This is a genomic window from Sphingobacterium sp. Lzh-3, assembly GCF_046764375.1.
Taxonomy (GTDB): domain Bacteria; phylum Bacteroidota; class Bacteroidia; order Sphingobacteriales; family Sphingobacteriaceae; genus Sphingobacterium.
In genome coordinates this window covers 4,274,997-4,291,673 of sequence record NZ_CP177226.1, presented here as the reverse complement: position 1 = coordinate 4,291,673, position 16,677 = coordinate 4,274,997, and the positions used below count along the sequence as shown (strand labels likewise).

General features: G+C 43.3%; 12 protein-coding genes. 10 read left to right on the top strand and 2 right to left on the bottom strand.

Features of this window, described 5'->3' with window-relative positions; genetic code table 11:
- The first annotated feature begins 36 nt into the window (after nucleotides 1-36).
- From ACLCDV_RS18215 to ACLCDV_RS18180, 8 genes are all read left to right on the top strand, one after another.
- The gene (locus ACLCDV_RS18215; protein WP_411971858.1) at nucleotides 37-1,887 is read left to right on the top strand and encodes an FAD-dependent oxidoreductase; all 1,851 of its coding nucleotides are present in this window, start codon (nucleotides 37-39) and stop codon (nucleotides 1,885-1,887) included.
- A gap of 24 nt (nucleotides 1,888-1,911) precedes the next feature.
- Nucleotides 1,912-3,339, top strand: coding sequence for a DUF5009 domain-containing protein (locus tag ACLCDV_RS18210; RefSeq protein WP_411971857.1), 1,428 nt, complete (start codon nucleotides 1,912-1,914; stop codon nucleotides 3,337-3,339).
- Nucleotide 3,340: 1 nt separating this feature from the next.
- Nucleotides 3,341-4,657 (top strand): MFS transporter, encoded by a 1,317-nt coding sequence (locus ACLCDV_RS18205; protein ID WP_201667666.1) that lies wholly within the window; start codon nucleotides 3,341-3,343, stop codon nucleotides 4,655-4,657.
- Between the two features lie 5 nt (nucleotides 4,658-4,662).
- Nucleotides 4,663-5,352, top strand: coding sequence for a GDSL-type esterase/lipase family protein (locus ACLCDV_RS18200; protein ID WP_294182870.1), 690 nt, complete (start codon nucleotides 4,663-4,665; stop codon nucleotides 5,350-5,352).
- Nucleotides 5,349-6,068, top strand: coding sequence for a GDSL-type esterase/lipase family protein (locus tag ACLCDV_RS18195; RefSeq protein ID WP_411971856.1), 720 nt, complete (start codon nucleotides 5,349-5,351; stop codon nucleotides 6,066-6,068). The genes ACLCDV_RS18200 and ACLCDV_RS18195 overlap by 4 nt, the downstream gene beginning before the upstream one ends.
- Nucleotides 6,065-7,003: a DUF4434 domain-containing protein gene (locus ACLCDV_RS18190; RefSeq protein ID WP_286771158.1), complete on the top strand. Its 939-nt coding sequence runs from the start codon at nucleotides 6,065-6,067 to the stop codon at nucleotides 7,001-7,003. The genes ACLCDV_RS18195 and ACLCDV_RS18190 overlap by 4 nt, the downstream gene beginning before the upstream one ends.
- 135 nt (nucleotides 7,004-7,138) lie before the next feature.
- Nucleotides 7,139-8,305 (top strand): AGE family epimerase/isomerase, encoded by a 1,167-nt coding sequence (locus ACLCDV_RS18185; RefSeq protein WP_411971855.1) that lies wholly within the window; start codon nucleotides 7,139-7,141, stop codon nucleotides 8,303-8,305.
- 10 nt (nucleotides 8,306-8,315) lie between these two features.
- A complete protein-coding gene (locus tag ACLCDV_RS18180; protein ID WP_411971854.1) occupies nucleotides 8,316-10,157 on the top strand; it encodes a carbon starvation protein A in 1,842 nt (613 codons plus the stop codon).
- Nucleotides 10,158-10,194: 37 nt separating this feature from the next.
- Here the strand turns inward: ACLCDV_RS18180 and ACLCDV_RS18175 are convergent, their stop codons facing one another.
- Together ACLCDV_RS18175 and ACLCDV_RS18170 are read right to left on the bottom strand one after the other, a co-directional pair.
- Nucleotides 10,195-11,424: an ROK family protein gene (locus ACLCDV_RS18175; protein ID WP_182331128.1), complete on the bottom strand. Its 1,230-nt coding sequence runs from the start codon at nucleotides 11,422-11,424 to the stop codon at nucleotides 10,195-10,197.
- A gap of 164 nt (nucleotides 11,425-11,588) precedes the next feature.
- Nucleotides 11,589-11,711 carry a hypothetical protein gene (locus ACLCDV_RS18170; RefSeq protein ID WP_262896106.1) on the bottom strand — a complete coding sequence of 41 codons (123 nt, stop codon included), beginning with the start codon at nucleotides 11,709-11,711 and terminating at the stop codon, nucleotides 11,589-11,591.
- A 25-nt stretch (nucleotides 11,712-11,736) separates the two neighbouring features.
- Here ACLCDV_RS18170 and ACLCDV_RS18165 point away from each other — a divergent pair, with 25 nt between their 5' ends.
- On the top strand, nucleotides 11,737-14,946 hold the full coding sequence (locus ACLCDV_RS18165; RefSeq protein ID WP_411971853.1) for a SusC/RagA family TonB-linked outer membrane protein: 3,210 nt from the start codon (nucleotides 11,737-11,739) through the stop codon (nucleotides 14,944-14,946).
- A gap of 23 nt (nucleotides 14,947-14,969) precedes the next feature.
- A complete protein-coding gene (locus ACLCDV_RS18160) occupies nucleotides 14,970-16,673 on the top strand; it encodes a RagB/SusD family nutrient uptake outer membrane protein (protein ID WP_411971852.1) in 1,704 nt (567 codons plus the stop codon).
- The last annotated feature ends 4 nt before the right edge of the window (nucleotides 16,674-16,677 follow it).

The window sequence follows — 16,677 nt, the reverse complement described above, 5'->3', positions numbered from 1 at the left end:
CGTATTTTTTAAATTATTTACTGCAATTAACTTCATATGAATTGGTTTAAATCTTTTTTTTCTATTTTATTGATTTCTGTCACACTCTCCTCGCAGGGGCAGGCTGTTGCTTCATACGATGTCTTGATTGTGGGAGGGGGAGCAAGTGGTGTTTCTGCGGCTTTGCAAGCTGCCCGTTTGGGAAGTAAGGTCCTTATGGTGGAAGAGACAAGCTGGTTGGGTGGTATGCTCACTGCCGCTGGGGTCTCCGCTATTGATGGTAACCATCGTATGCCTTCGGGAATATGGGGCGAATTTAGGGCAGAACTTTATGCTTATTATGGTGGTCCAAAGGCAGTGGAAACAGGCTGGGTAAGCAATACGCTATTTGAGCCTTCGGTCGGTAATCGCTTGCTAAAAAAGATGGTTGGAGCCGAAAAAAATATTGCCGTTTGGTATAAAAGTACCCTTTTAGACCTGAAAAAACAGCCTAAAGGCTGGACCGTTGCCATTGAACAGGAAGGGAAAAAGAAAACCGTAAACGCTTGTATTCTAGTCGATGCGACGGAATTGGGGGATCTCTTGCCGCGTGCGGGTGTTGCTTACAGCATCGGTATGGATAGCCGCTACGATACGAAAGAAGAATTTGCTCCCGAAAAGGCCAATTCAATAATTCAAGACCTTACTTATGTCGCTATCCTGAAAGATTATGGTGCCGATCCAAAGAGATTGCTAAAGAAACCTCAAGGTTATGATCCTAAAGAGTTTGAACATGCCTGTGATGTTAAAGATCCTGCTTCACACAGCAATACGCCTATCATCAATTGTGATCAAATGATTACCTATGGCAAATTGCCGAATGGAAAATACATGATAAACTGGCCTAAAGACGGAAATGATATCTACCTGAATATTATCGAGATGTCGCCAAAGGCGAGGGCGGTGGAATTGCAAAAGGCGAAAGATCATACCTTACGTTTTGTATATCATCTTCAAAGTCAGCTGGGTTTTAAAAACTTGGGGCTTGCCGATGATGAATATGATACGGCCGATAAACTTCCCTTTATTGCTTATCATCGCGAGTCTAGACGTGCTAAAGGCTTGGTGCAGCTTACATTGCCTTATGTGCAGAGTCCTTATCAGCAGGAGCTGCCTTTGTACCGCACAGGTGGGATAGTAGGCGATTATACCATCGATCATCATCACCTGAAGAACCCGGATGCACCCAAAATTGATTTTGTTAAGATTCGGGTACCATCCTACAATGTACCCCTTGGAAGTTTGATTCCTGAGAAAATAGCGGATTTTATTGTTGCTGAAAAAAGCATCAGTGTGAGCAATATTGTGGCTGGGGCCACCCGCCTTCAGCCAGTTGTATTGGGTATTGGTCAAGCTGCTGGAGTGCTGGCGGCGCTGTCTGCAAAACAAGGTGTTACGCCCAAAGATCTTTCATTAAGGGAGGTCCAGCAAGTACTTTTGGACCATCATGCCTATCTCATGCCCTTTATCGATGTTGATCCAAAAGATAGTCGTTTTCAGGCAATCCAACGTGTTGGAGCAACCGGGATTCTTAAAGGAAAAGGGGTGCCCTACAAATGGGCCAATCAGACTTGGTTCTATCCCGAACACCGCATAAGCGAAGTAGACCTGATCGACGGTATGCGTAGTTATTATCCATCGGCCGATAAAGTCGCTGGCTCGGGTGCCGATGTCACAGCAGAATTTTTTGCGGCTCTATTGCTCCAGGTCGACCCCACTTTGAATAAAAATAAAGTCTGGTCCGTCATTGCAGCAAAAGAAAATCAAGTGTTAACAAGGGCTCAAGTGGCGGTTGTGTTGGATCATATCCTAAAGCCGTTTGAACGGCCGGTAGATTTTACCGGCCAATTTATAGCAACAAAAAAATGATTTCCGAACGCATAGAAAAACGAGATGATACCAATTTTACCAAATTCAACAGCGACTCCACAGCAGCGAAACGATAGTTTGGATGTTCTGCGGGGAATTGCCATCCTTTTAATGGTGCTTTCATCGAGCATTTCATTTGGAAACCTTCCTGCTTGGATGTACCATGCACAGGTGCCCCCGCCCAAACATGTATTTGATCCCAGTATAGCAGGTATAACCTGGGTAGATCTGGTTTTTCCGATTTTCCTTTTTACGATGGGGGCGGCCATCCCATTGGCTATGCGGAAAAAAGTGGCTAACCTAAACGCTTTGCCTATCGTGGGTACAATTTTTAAGCGTTTTGTTGCTTTATTCTTTTTCGCCTTATTTTCTTTTTATATGCGCGCTTGGGTTATGAGTGGAGAGCCTGCTGCGTCACAGTATATCTTGTCAATCGTGGGGTTTGTCCTGCTCTTTGCACTCTATGCCGATTTAAAGTCGTATTTACCGGTGCGGACCGCGAGACTTGTTCACATAGTGGCCCTGTTGCTATCTGTAGGGATGCTATATCTGTTGTATGCACAAACGGATAGATTTACCCTCCAGAAGACAGATATTATTATTCTGGTACTGGCCAATATGGCTTTGTTTGGAACGCTGTGGTGGTGGCTGACGGCAAAATCCATCTGGTTACGTATGGCGATTTTACCATTTATTATGGGCGTTTTTTTGGGATCCAAAGAAGTTGGTAGTATCAACGAATTTATCTACAAACTCAGCCCTGCGACTTGGCTTTATCAATTTTATTACCTCAAATACCTCTTTATTATCCTTCCGGCTACAGTTGTCGGCGAGTGGATTATTGCTGATACGTCGTTGGCCGACAAATCCAGGATGCAGCGGTCTCAACTGGCATTACAAGGCTTGCTCTGTGCACTTCTAATTGGGCTGAATGTCTTCAATCTATACATGCGCTATCTCGATATCAATATGGGAGTTACCCTGATGTTGATCTTTTCGCTATGCTTCTGTTCAGGTGTTTTTCGGAAGGGCGAAGTACTGGCACTGCAGGCAAAAATGGCTGTGCTCGGAAGCTATCTGCTTTTTTTAGGACTGATCTTCGAAGCGTATGAGGGGGGGATAAAAAAGGATTATTCCACATACAGCTATTATTTTGTCTGTACGGGCTTAGCCTGTTATGCGCTAACAATGCTGTGTTGTATCGAGAAACTTGCTTTTGGAAAATCGCTGTTTCGAGGTATAGCACTGGTTGGTAAAAATCCGATGGTCGCCTATACCGCAGGAAATCTATTGTTGATCCCACTATTGGCGCTTACGGGACTACAGAGCGCTCTTGATCAGATGGGGGCACAGGGTGTTTTTGGGGGAGTGATGCGCGGTGTATTATTCACTGGAATCGTGGCGCTGTTGACGATCGTGAGCAGCCGGTTAAAACTTTATTGGAAGTCATAAAATGAATGAATTATTAGAACAAACGGTGGAGCTTCGCAAAGGGCGTAAGGCACTTCCGCCTATTTTTTGGATCTCCACAACGTGGTTTGCCATGGGGCTACCTTTTGTTGCCCTTTCGGGTGCGAGCTCCATTATGTATAAAAATTTGGGGGTATCGGACGCACAGATTGCTTTTTGGACCTCATTGATTATGCTGCCCTGGACAATAAAACCTTTATGGGGGCCTTTTTTGGAGCTGTATAAGACCAAGAAATTTTTTGTCTATACCACGCAGATACTCACGGGGCTACTCTTTGGTCTGCTTGGTCTTACGCTACAGTTGGATCATTTCTTTAGCTTCTCCATTGCCTTATTGACACTGATCGCATTCAGTGGCTCCACACATGATACCGCAGCCGACGGGGTATATTTGAATGAACTGAATGCAAAACAACAGGCAAAATATGTCGGCTGGCAAGGTGCCTTCTATAATGTGGCCAAAGTTTTTTCTGGCGGCGTACTCGTTTATTTGGCGGGGCAATTGGAGCAGGAAATCGGCATTAAATCCGCGTGGATGGTGGTGATGTTTGCTTATGGATTTATTATGTTGGGGATAGGACTGTACAGCATACGTGCTTTACCTGCTCACGATGAAGCTCCCAAATCCACTTCTTTAAAGGAGGGAATGGATACGCTTAAAGACGTTATCATAACTTTTTTTCAGAAAAAGAATATTTGGTTTAGTTTGCTTTTTATTGTCTTTTATCGTTTTGCTGAAGGGCAGGCCATTAAGATCACCCCCTTATTTTTTAAAGCGCAACGTACCGAAGGTGGCCTTGGCCTGAGTACTTCGGAAATTGGATTGCTTTATGGTGTATTTGGTGCCATAGCTTTTGTGTTGGGGTCGATTGTCGCAGGGCACTTTGTATCCAAAAAGGGCTTAGACCGGAGGACACTTATGATCCTTTGTGCCTTCTTTAATGTTCCATTTGTAGCTTATGCATTTCTTGCCATCACATTGCCGACGAACCTTTATCTCATAGCTGCTGCTGTCGCCATCGAGTACTTTGGATATGGTTTTGGCTTTATCGGAATTATTCTTTTTATCATGCAAAATATTGCCCCAGGCAAATATAAGATGGCACACTACGCTTTCGGAAGTGGACTTGTTAATCTGGGGTTTATGATTCCTTCGATGATCAGCGGCTGGCTGAGTGATCATTTGGGCTATAAAGAATTTTTTATCTGGGTGTTGATTTCTACTATTCCAGCCTTTTTGGTTTCCTGGTGGGTGCCATTGCGAAAACCCGAAAAAGAGCATACCGACGAAAATAATTAATGCATATGAACAGACTTTCTTATAGGAACTGGAAGGCCCTATTGTTGCCTTTTTTTTTACCGGCATTGACTTTAGCGCAATCAAAGGGTATTGATTCTACGTTTGATAATCAGCATTATCGCGCAAGGCTTGAGTTTTTTAAAGCGATGCCCAATCAGAAGGACGAAATCGTTTTCCTTGGCAATAGCATTACCGAAGGTGGAAAATGGCAAGAAATCCTCCAGCGGAAGCATGTGATCAATCGTGGGATTAGCGGCGATGTGACTTACGGTATTTTAGCACGACTAGACGAGATATTAGCGTCCAGACCACGAAAAATATTTCTGCTCTGTGGGGTGAACGACATGAAAAGAGGAATACCACTTTCCATTATTTCAACGAATATAGAGCGGATAATAAAGCAGGTTAAAAAGCAGTCGCCAAATACAGCGCTTTTTGTGCAGGGACTTCTACCTGTGAATGAATCTTTACTGCCAAAAATCTATGAAGAGGTTCGGAATGACAAGATCGTGCTATTGAACAAAGCTTTGAAAGAATTGTGTACGGCACATCAAGTTCGTTTTGTAGACTTACAGCCGATATTGGTAGATGGTAAAGGGGAACTAAAAGCTGAGCTAACAATTGATGGCTTACATCTGAAGCAAGCCACCTATTTAATTTGGGCCAATTATTTAAAACAGCAAAAACTATTATGAGATCATTGGAATTTTTTAAGCGGTATCGTGTTTTCCAAGGTTGCTTCCTCATTGGAATATGTCTATTGGTATTTTCCCAGTCCCTCTCAGCTCAGGAGACTAAAATAGATAGCAGTTACGCCAACTGGTATTATCAACAACGAATGGCCTATTTCGAACAAAGTCCAACAATTAAAGGAGCAATCGTGTTTTTGGGAAATAGTATTACTGAACGGGCAGAATGGCAGGAATTGCTTGCAGATTCAAGATATCCTGTACTGAACAGGGGGATAGGCGGAGATAATTCGTTTGGGATTCTTGCGCGTATAGATGAGGTGTTGCGCGGACGTCCACGGGCAATTTTTCTGATGGATGGCATTAATGACCAATTCCGAAAGCTTCCGCAGGAAGTGTCGGTCAATAACTACAAGCGTATCATTAAACGAATAAAAAAGATCTCACCAAAGACCCTTATCTATCTTCAGAGTGCTTTACCGATCAATGAAGAACGAACAAAAGAGCCTTATACAAAAGGTAGAAATGTGTTGGTTCCGATCTTAAATGAAAAACTAAGACAGCTTGCAGCAGATGAAAATATCCCATTTGTTGACCTCTGCCCACTTTTTCAGGACAATGAGGGAAGACTTAACGCAATTTACTCAGCTGATGGTGTGCATCTGATACCCAGTGCCTATATAAAATGGGTACAATTATTAAAAGAAAAGAAATATTTATGAGAATTACAGGGACATTTATTGACGAGATTTCCCACGATATTCCGCACCAGAATTGGGGCCCGGAAGAGTGGGATCGGGATTTTGCATATATGAAGGCAATTGGTATAGACACTGTTATTATGATTCGCAGTGGCTATCGTAAATTTATAACCTATCCATCGGCTTATCTGATGGACAAATATGGCTGTTTTAAACCATCGTTGGATCTTGTAGAGCTTTATCTGCAGCTTGCAGACAAGTACGACATGAAATTCTATTTTGGACTTTATGACAGCGGTATTTATTGGGAGACAGGAGATCTGAGTCACGAAATCGATGCCAATCAATATGTAATTGAAGAGGTTTGGGCTAAATATGGGCATTATAAAAGCTTCGGTGGATGGTATATCAGTACGGAAATCAGCCGTAAAACGAAAGGGGCTGTTCATGCTTTTCGTACACTTGGGTTACAGTGCAAGGCCGTCAGTGGGGGCTTGCCGACATTTATATCGCCCTGGATTGATGGGAAAAAAGCTGTGCTTGCCGCTTCTCCCGAGCTTAGTAAAGCCGATGCAGTTTCGGTATTGGAACACGAACGGGAATGGGGCGAAATTTTTGAAGGTATACAAGGAGCTGTCGATGCAGTAGCCTTTCAGGATGGACACATTGATTACGATGAGCTTCCCGATTTCTTTGAGGTCAATAAGAAATTGGCTGATAAATATGGTATGGCCTGTTGGACGAATGCCGAATCTTTTGACCGGGATATGCCGATCAAATTTTTGCCGATCAAGTTTGATAAACTAAGGCTAAAACTTGAGGCTGCAGCAAAGGCGGGTTATGATAAGGCTATTACTTTCGAATTTGCTCACTTTATGAGTCCACAGTCCGCTTATTTACAGGCAGGACACCTTTACAATCGGTATCGGGAATATGCCTTGAACCACAATTGGTGATAGGGATCGCGTGTTTACAGCACGCGAAATGACGACAAAAGCAATCTCGAAGAAGTCAGAGAACAAGAAATAGCATTATTGATAAGAGTAGGCCAGAGATTTTAAATGGCCTTTAAAGAGCAAATTCATTTATACATGAATCATTATAGTACAATTTATAAAGACGAATTATTTAATCATATTCTTCCTTTCTGGACGGAGCATTCGCTCGATAGGGAGTATGGGGGCTATTTTACCTGTCTGGATAGAAGAGGTGGAGTTTTTGATACGGATAAGTTTATGTGGCTGCAGGGGCGGCAAGTTTGGCTCTTTTCGAGTATTTACAACAAAATTGAAACACGGTCATCCTGGTTGGATATTGCAGTTCATGGTGCCAGCTTTATGGAAAAACATGGACGTGACGAAGAGGGAAACTGGTATTTTTCGCTTGATCGACAAGGGAAGGCACTTGTGCGGCCCTATAATATTTTTTCCGATTGCTTTGCTGCCATGGGATTTGGTGCCCTGTATACAGCAACCCAGGAGCAGCGTTACGCGGAAATTGCGCAAGATACCTTTCATAATATATTGAAACGTCGAACACATACCAAGGGCATATACGATAAGGCTGTTCCAGGGACACGTCCATCAAAGAATTTTGCTTTGCCTATGATCTTGAGCAACCTCTCCATCGAACTGGAGCATTTATTGGAACCTAACCTGGTGCAGGAATTGATCGAGGATATCGTGGTGGAGGTAATGGATGTATTTTATAAAGAGGAGCAGGGGCTTGTCTTTGAAAATGTAAGTCCCAATGGTTCATTGCTGGATAGTTTTGAAGGAAGATTGCTCAATCCGGGACATGCGATAGAGGCCATGTGGTTTATGATGGATCTGGGAGAAAGATTGCAGCGACCAGCGTTGATTGAAAAAGCCATGCGTATTGGTCTTCGTATGTTGGAGCATGGATGGGATGAGAAATATGGAGGTATATTCTACTTTATGGATGCGCAGGGTAAACCGACCCAGCAGTTGGAATGGGACCAGAAGTTATGGTGGGTGCACTGTGAAACACTGGTATGTATGGCGAAAGCTTGGGTACTAACGGGAAATGAAGAGGCTAAACGTTGGTTCGAACGGGTTCATGAATATACCTGGACGCATTTTAGGGACCCCGAACATGGCGAATGGTTTGGCTACCTCAATCGAAGAGGTGAGGTATTGCTCGATCTCAAAGGCGGAAAATGGAAGGGATGCTTTCATGTACCTCGTGCCTTATGGAAGATATATGAGGTGTTTGAAAAAGCAAAAATAATCGTGTAACTTAACTGGTATGGATGCTCTCAATGGAATAAATGCGTTGACCTTAGTTTTCGCAGCGATATTGATCTTTGCGATCGCGTATCGTTTTTATGGCTTGTTTTTAGCAAATAAGCTGCTCAGGTTGAATGGAAGTCGCCAGACACCGGCGGTGGAGTTTGCTGATGGCCATGATTATGTGAAAACCGATAAAAAAGTGTTGTTTGGCCATCATTTCGCAGCGATAGCTGCGGCAGGACCACTAGTTGGTCCAGTTCTCGCGGCACAGTTTGGTTATCTGCCGGGCGCTCTGTGGATATTAATTGGTTGTGTATTAGGTGGCGGTGTGCACGATATGGTCGTGCTTTTCGCTTCTGTACGACATAAAGGAGAAAGTTTGGCAACCATTGCCTCCAAGGAGGTCAGTAAACCTATTGGCACTATTGCTGGTATTGCCGTACTTTTCATTCTGATCCTAACGCTGGCCGGACTATCGCTGGCCTGTATCAGTGCAATGCACGAGGCACCATGGTCTTTATTTACGATTATACTGACAATGCCCATTGCTATTTTAATGGGCTTGATGATGCGTTATCGGGAGGGCTCGGTGACCTTGGCGAGTATCATTGGTGGTATCTTGCTTATTGCAGGTATTATAGCCGGTCATCACCTGATGCAGGTTCCAACTTTTCACGCACTTTTCAACTGGGATGTGAAAACGATCTCTATCGGTATTGCTGTATACGGTTTCTTCGCTTCAGTATTGCCCATCTGGCTATTATTGGTTCCGAGAGATTACCTGTCGACCTATCTCAAAATAGGTACAATTATTATGCTGACGGTAGGAATATTTTTTGTTGCACCAACAATTCAGATGCCCGCCTTGACCTCATTTATCCATGGTGGCGGACCTGTAATTTCAGGACCTGTCTTGCCCTTTATCTTTATTGTGATTGCCTGTGGAGCCATATCAGGGTTTCACGCTATTATCGCAACCGGGACGACGCCCAAAATGATCGGTAATGAACGTGAGATCTTGTTTGTGGGGTATGGCGCCATGCTTGTTGAGGGCTTTGTTGCCTTGATGGCCTTGATTGCAGCTTGTACGTTGATGCCTGGTGATTATTTTGCGATCAATACGCCGGTAGCCGATTATGCACAGTTTCTAACGCAGCACCCCCATCTTTCAGCTGTGGATTTACCACATTTTATAGACAGAATAGGTGTAGATCTGCACGGTAGGACGGGCGGGGCAGTGTCGTTGGCTGTAGGGATGGCTCATATCTTCGATAAGGTTCCTTTTATGAACGATATAATGGCCTATTGGTATAATTTTGCTATCATGTTTGAAGCTGTTTTTATTCTTACAGCGATTGATGCAGGTACCAGGGTGGGACGTTTTTTTCTACAGGAAATGCTTGGAACTGTTTTCCCTAAATTTAGCGATAAAAACTGGAAACCAGGTGTATGGATTTGCAGTGCCCTGTTTACGTTTTCCTGGGGATATTTGGTTTATACCGGTAACGTAAGTAGCATTTGGCCATTATTTGGTATTAGCAATCAGCTCTTGGCAGCCTGTGGTCTGATTGTATGTACAACGATGCTCATCCGGATGAATAGACGAAAATATGTCTTGTTTGCAGCCGTTCCCGGTGTCTTTATGGCCGTGATTACATTTTGGGCCGGCTATCTTCAGGTGGTACAAGGATATGTGCCTAAAGGACAGTACCTACTGGCGGGCTTGGCCGTAGCAGCGATGTCATTGATGGCGATTGTATTTATCGGAACGTTTAAGAAGTGGATATACCTTGCACAAAGGAAAGAGCAGGTGAAAGATCAATATGGAGAGGTTGTGAAGGACATTGTAGAAAGATAAAGTAGCGTGGATTTCGCTGAAATCCACGCCTTATGTCTTAATCGATAATAGAAAGCAGACGGTCCCGAATGAGAAGGCAAGCTCCAAAGGCCGCAAGTTTTTCTCCATTATTTGAATAAGCAAGTTTGGTGTCCTTGTTGACAATGGATAATGAAAACTTATTGACTGCATTTTTCAGCGGTAACATCAGGTATTCCTCACTCTTGGCTAAAATACCACCTACGATGATGATTTCTGGATTGAAAATATTGATCAATGTAGCAAGCCCACGACCTAATTTTTCCCCAAGTTCATTGATCAACTCAATAGCGAGATTGTCATCTTTTTTTGCAGCAGTGATAATATCGCTGAGCCGGATATCTTCCAGATCATTGAATTTTTTTGTTAGGATGCTCGTTGCGCCATTTTGCAGTGCTGCTATTACACGGTTTCTAAGTGCAAAACCAGATGCTTCCGTTTCGAGGCAACCCTTTTTTCCGCAGCGACAGATGATATCGTTGTCAAAAATGGGAATATGTCCAAATTCACCCGAGAAACCCGATTTCCCATAATAGATCTTTCCGTTGATTAAAATACCCAATCCGATACCGTTGTCTACATTGACAAAGAGTGCATCTTTCTCGTCTTTTAAAATTCCGCTGGAAAATTCGCCATAAGCAAGCGCCTTACTATCGTTTTCAAGATAGGTGCGCAATTGCAGCTCCTGTTCGAAATATTTCGATAAAGGATCTTCATAAAAATTAAAATAACTGTAGGAATAACCTGTTCGATAGTTGATGCGGCCAGAAAGATTGATACCTACACCCAATATTTTATCCTTTTGAATCTGATGTGTGGCAATAAACTGATTGATCTCCCGGCATATATTCTGGAGTGATTCCTGATTATTCTCCAAACGATGTGGAATTTCCTCCTGGCTGGCAATAATGTCTTTTTTCATATTCATGACCACGATACTGAGATGATCATGGCTTACCTGAACACCGACAAAAAATGCTGCATTTGGAAGTAGACCGTAGGAATTCGGTTTTCTGCCAATTCCCGAAGTCGATTTTCCATTGTCCTGAACCAATGCGTCTTCGATGAGTTCATTGATACATTCGTTAATCTTGGGAATGCTAATGTTGAATTCCTTGCTTAATTCAGGAATTGTCGAAGGACCTTTGGTCGCAAAAAAGGTTAAAATTTCCTTTTTAAGTAAAATGTTTTTATACGCTACACCGCTATAGCTCGCATCATGTAAGTCACTCAAAAATTTTATACCCATAACTTTGTTACGTTAACTTCTGGGTAAATATAGTAAATATCTCATCATCGCAAATTAAGTTTATGTTTTTTCTTCTTTAGTCTGTTTGAATTAATAAAAAAAATTAGAAATAATTTGAATATTTAAAATTTTATTTCTTATTTAGTGTTGTATAAATAATATACCTAATAATTGTAAACCAAAATACGTTGCCTTGTCCGTGTCAAAACGTTGCGTGTTTTATCCAATGGAAAACGTCTGATCATGGTGTAGGTAACCGAGTGACCATAAATACTATTTTTTAACATAACACTATTTTTTCATTCCTAAATTATGAAACCAACACATGTAAAACGCAGGTATCTTTTTAAGGCATTGGGATTACTTATTGTTTTTATGCAATCCGCAATAAGCTTTGCTCAATCCATTGTAAATGGTACCATACGAAATCGCGATGAACAGCCTATTGCTGGGGCGACGGTTAAAGTAGTGGGGACTTCTGTAACAACACGTACGGATCAAAAAGGGAGTTTTACCGTGCAGGTAGACCGACTTCCGGCTGAACTTCAGGTTAGTTATATCGGCTATTTGTCGCAGTCGCGGAAGATCACAGTTGCCGGTACACAAAGTTTTGTTTTGCAGTCCGATGAACGTCAGATTGACGAGGTCGTTGTTGTGGCTTATGGTACGCAAAAGAAGAACAACGTTGTTGGTTCTGTCGTACAGATCGGAGGTGATCAGCTCAAGAAAGCCCCGTCGATGAATTTGACCAATGCACTTGTCGGACGTGTTCCCGGATTGACAGCATTACAACAATCAGGACGCCCGGGGGCAGATAATGCGACCTTGTATCTGCGCGGAGTTGGAACTTACGGCGGTAATCGAAGTCCTTTGGTGATTGTCGATGATATCGAAAGACCGCTTTCTACCTTGGCTTATCTGGACCCAAGTGAGATAGAAACGATTTCCTTTTTAAAGGATGCAGTTTCCACGGCCGCTTATGGTGTACAGGCCGCCAATGGTATTATATTGGTTAAAACAAAAAATGGACGAAAGGAACAGACCAAAGTAACCTATGACTTTGGATACAGCATTGGCCAAAATACCCGCTTTCCAAAATTCCTCAATGGACCGGATTATATGAACTGGTATAACAAAGGAACAGAACTGGACAATGATTTTCTCCGAAATACGAAGCAGACTGAAGCACCTTACATCTACACGCAGGAACTCATCGATGCTGTGGCAAATGGAACCAATACCAATCCGTTATTTGGGAATACAGACTGGATTGGCCTATTGGCAGATAATAATAGCTATTCGCAACATCATGCCGCAACAATTTCTGGTGGAGCGAGCAAAACGCAGTATTTTGCTTCGGTCAGCCATATGAACCAGGACGGGGTGATCGACAATACCAATTTTAAACGCTACAATATCCGTACAAACCTTAAAAGTGAGCTTAACGAATACCTGACGGTTGGTTTGAACATTGGTTTGCGTAATCAGAATACCAATTTACCCGGTATTTCACCCGATAACTCGGCCTATATGAATCCATTTTACCAGGCTGTTCGGATGCTCCCGAATCTACCTATGTATGCCCCAAATGGACTTCCGGTAGCATATCAGGCAGGAGCAGGATGGGTCAACCCAATTGCTTCCGTAGCAAATTCGGGATACCAGAAGCTTAAAAGCAATATCTTTCAGGGAACAGCAAACATCGATTTTAAAGTTCCGGGAGTAACAGGTTTGCTGGCAAAAGTTCAGGGCGCATACGACTATAATTCGGATGAATCCAAATCTTGGCTAACACCCTATCCGACGATGGGAAGACAGCGGGACCAGGTTGCAGGCGATTTCGTGGCCATGACCACTTTGCCTGGAATCACGAAGACTTCTCTTCGTCAGAGCTTTGCTGCAAGCTATCGCAGCACCTGGCAGGCCAGTTTAAATTACAACCGCACTTTTGGTGATCATAGCATCGGTGTGTTAGGTTTATATGAATATGCAAAAACTCATGGTAATCAATTTGGTGCCGGCGCAAGTAATTTTCCGATCAGTATTATTCAGGAAATAAACTATGGTTCGGCTTCCCAAGAAGACATTATCAAGTCTACAGGCTCCAGCGATCCAGAATCTGCACGGGCGGGATTTGTGACGCGGCTGAATTATGCTTTCCGCGATCGTTATTTGGTGGAGTTGGTGTCGCGTTGGGATGCCTCCGCTAACTTTGCCAAGGAAAACCGCTGGAAATCTTTCCCGGCCATTGGATTGGGCTGGGTTGTCTCAAATGAGTCCTTCTTTAAGGAAGCTGTCCCTTTTGCAGATTTCCTTAAATTAAAAGGGTCTATTGGGCGTACAGGAAACGATCGTGCACAAGTGGGTAGTTTCCCTTACATTAATACCCTTTCGCAATATACAACACCAGTTATTGTCATAGACGGCAAACCGGTCAAAGCTTTATATACCAATGCACCTCAAAACCCACTATTGAAATGGGAAGAATCCACCACATCCAATGTTGGATTTGAATCACGGTTTTTAAATGGAAAATTTGGTTTTGATTTCGAATGGTTCTCCCGTTATACTTCCGGTATTCTGGGAGAGGTAGGAAACCTTTATCCAGCGTCGATGGGTAGATATTTTCCGGGCTTGGCCAATATCGGCGAAGTTGATAACCGCGGTTTCGATGCCCAATTGCGTTATAACGACCGTTTTGGTGAATTCAAACTGGGCATAACCGGCAATATCAACTGGGCGAAAAACAGGTATCTGAAACTGGATGAAGCGAACGGTATCCCTTCTTGGCAGAGTCTCATTGGCAAACCTATCGGAACAAAAATTGGATTTGTCAAAGAGGGGATGGTACAGACCTGGGAGGAAGCACGCAATACACCTTCACCAAGTTCGGGATTTATGGCGCCCGGTTTTTTCAAATTTAAAGATTTGAATGGTGACGGCCGGATTACCCGAACAGATGATATGACCTATATTGGACGCTCCAATGTACCTGAATTAACATTCGGTTTGAATTTCGATATGGCTTATAAAGGCTTCGACTTTTCAGCATTGTTGCAAGGTGCTGCACGTGTTGATGTTGCCCTAGCAGGAGCTTACGAAGGATCGTCAGGAACTTCGGGGGTAGAGGATAATACACCTTTTACGCGACCTTTTTATAACTATGGAAACTCCCCTTATTTCTTGGTTGAAAACTCATGGCGCGAAGACAATCCGAATGCCGAATTTCCACGTATGAGTGCCTATAAAGCAACAGGCATGTCGACGAACAATGCAAATGCCAATTCAGGATGGATCAGAAAAGGAGATTATCTGCGGCTTAAATCCGTGCAGTTGGGCTACACTTTCCCGAAAGGATTGCTGAATGCAGCGAAGATTGAACATGTACGCGTGTTTGCTTCGGGCTCAAACCTTTTCACATGGGATTACTTGAAATACCTCGATCCCGAAATGCCAAATGTCAATAATGGATTTTATCCGCAGCAACGGATTTTTGAATTTGGTTTAAGCGTTACTTTTTAATCTCCTAAAAATTATTATTACAGATGAAATCAACTCTATATACCAGCTGTCGGCAGCTTTCATTTTTAGGCCTGTTGTTTATGGCGTTGCAAGGTTGTTCTGTCGATCTAATTCCACAGGACCGGATCGCAGAAGAGAAAGTATGGGCTGACCCCAATTCGGCCGAACTATATGTGTCGGGTATCTATGCTGAATTTAAAAAATTCCAGTTTGGTCAATTTCCCAATTTAGGCTATGACAATGCAATGGATGCCTTAGCCGATGGAATGAAATTTACCTCAAATACGGCTGGGAATGGTACCGTCAATATTCTTGTATCCAACTCAAACCAGTTTTCTTCCGCAAGTGTGGGCCTGAATTATTGGGCGAGCGGATATGAACGTATCCGTCGTATCAATGAAATGATCAATGGGATTAACACCAAGTCCAGCCTTTCCGATGCTCAAAAACAGGTTTATGAGGCTGAGGGCAGGTTCGTGAGAGCATATGCTTATTTCTGGCTGGTAAAGATCCATGGAAGCGTGATTCTATTCAAGAGTATGGATCAGTATACTGAAAAAGATCACGAACGCTCGAGTGAGGAAGCCGTTTATGATTTTATCCTGGAGGATCTCCAATATGCGGTGGATCATCTTCCGCTCAACAATCTTGCTGGCCGGGCTACCCAGGGCGCGGCCTATACCTTGATGGCACGTGTAGGACTGTATGCAGGCTCTATTGCTAAATATGATCTCAAGCAGTTCAATCAGGATCCTTTGACGGGCATTTCACAGGCGAGGAGCGCGGAGTATTTTAAAAAATCAGCCGATGCAGCGCAAAAAGTCATCGATATGGCTAATGGGGGACTCTATGCCTTGGACGATAATTTTGCAAGCATTTTTACCAATAAAACTACAAAGGAAGCAATCTTTCGGGTAGATTTTGCAGCACCTGATGTCACGCATCAATACGACCTGGGCTATGCCCCACCTCGAGATGCTCCGGGTAATACATTGGTTTATGGTGTGCCAACGGCTGAATTGGTCAATGAATTTGAAATGGCTGACGGATCCAAATTCTCTTGGCAGAATGCTGCGCAGGCAGCGGCTCCCTATACAAATCGTGAACCTCGTTTCTATGCGACGATCTTATACAATGGTGCAACCTGGAAAGGAAGAACACTGAATACGTCGACGACCGATGCGATAGAAGGATTTACAACATTTGGCGCGAGTGGTGACCCCAAACGTACCGTTACGGGATACTATGTACGCAAAATGCTTGATCCTACAAATACCACATTCGTTCAAAATAAGAGTACACAAAGCTGGATCGAAATGCGCTATGCCGAGGTCTTGTTGATTATGGCGGAAGCGAAAGCGCAATTGGGCGATTTTGCGACTGCAACTACCTACATCAATCAGCTTCGTCAGAAGCGTGGACTTAATGCCCTTAGCCTTGCCAACAATAATCAGGCAATGGCCGCAGTGGAGCATGAGCGCAAAGTTGAACTGGCTTTCGAGGGACATCGTTTCTGGGACTTGCGCCGTTGGAGAAAAGCTCACCTCCTGTTAGATAATGTGAAGTTTACAGGGCATAAGATCAGTCCGAACGCAACAGGATTAACGTATGAAGTTGTCTCAGCAGACGCAACCAACAGAAGTTTCAGTACAAAATTATATTATCTGCCCATACCTGAAAATGAAGTGCAGTTGAACGGCGCTTTGACTCAAATTAAAGGTTGGTAAAAAC

Coding starts and splice junctions, on each gene's coding strand:
- ACLCDV_RS18195 (WP_411971856.1), top strand. CDS start 5,349: ATGAGATCATTGGAATTTTTTAAGCGGTATCGTGTTTTCCAAGGTTGC.
- ACLCDV_RS18190 (WP_286771158.1), top strand. CDS start 6,065: ATGAGAATTACAGGGACATTTATTGACGAGATTTCCCACGATATTCCG.
- ACLCDV_RS18170 (WP_262896106.1), bottom strand. CDS start 11,711: ATGTTAAAAAATAGTATTTATGGTCACTCGGTTACCTACACCATGATC.
- ACLCDV_RS18160 (WP_411971852.1), top strand. CDS start 14,970: ATGAAATCAACTCTATATACCAGCTGTCGGCAGCTTTCATTTTTAGGC.
- ACLCDV_RS18185 (WP_411971855.1), top strand. CDS start 7,139: ATGAATCATTATAGTACAATTTATAAAGACGAATTATTTAATCATATT.
- ACLCDV_RS18165 (WP_411971853.1), top strand. CDS start 11,737: ATGAAACCAACACATGTAAAACGCAGGTATCTTTTTAAGGCATTGGGA.
- ACLCDV_RS18180 (WP_411971854.1), top strand. CDS start 8,316: ATGGATGCTCTCAATGGAATAAATGCGTTGACCTTAGTTTTCGCAGCG.
- ACLCDV_RS18200 (WP_294182870.1), top strand. CDS start 4,663: ATGAACAGACTTTCTTATAGGAACTGGAAGGCCCTATTGTTGCCTTTT.
- ACLCDV_RS18215 (WP_411971858.1), top strand. CDS start 37: ATGAATTGGTTTAAATCTTTTTTTTCTATTTTATTGATTTCTGTCACA.
- ACLCDV_RS18205 (WP_201667666.1), top strand. CDS start 3,341: ATGAATGAATTATTAGAACAAACGGTGGAGCTTCGCAAAGGGCGTAAG.
- ACLCDV_RS18210 (WP_411971857.1), top strand. CDS start 1,912: ATGATACCAATTTTACCAAATTCAACAGCGACTCCACAGCAGCGAAAC.
- ACLCDV_RS18175 (WP_182331128.1), bottom strand. CDS start 11,424: ATGGGTATAAAATTTTTGAGTGACTTACATGATGCGAGCTATAGCGGT.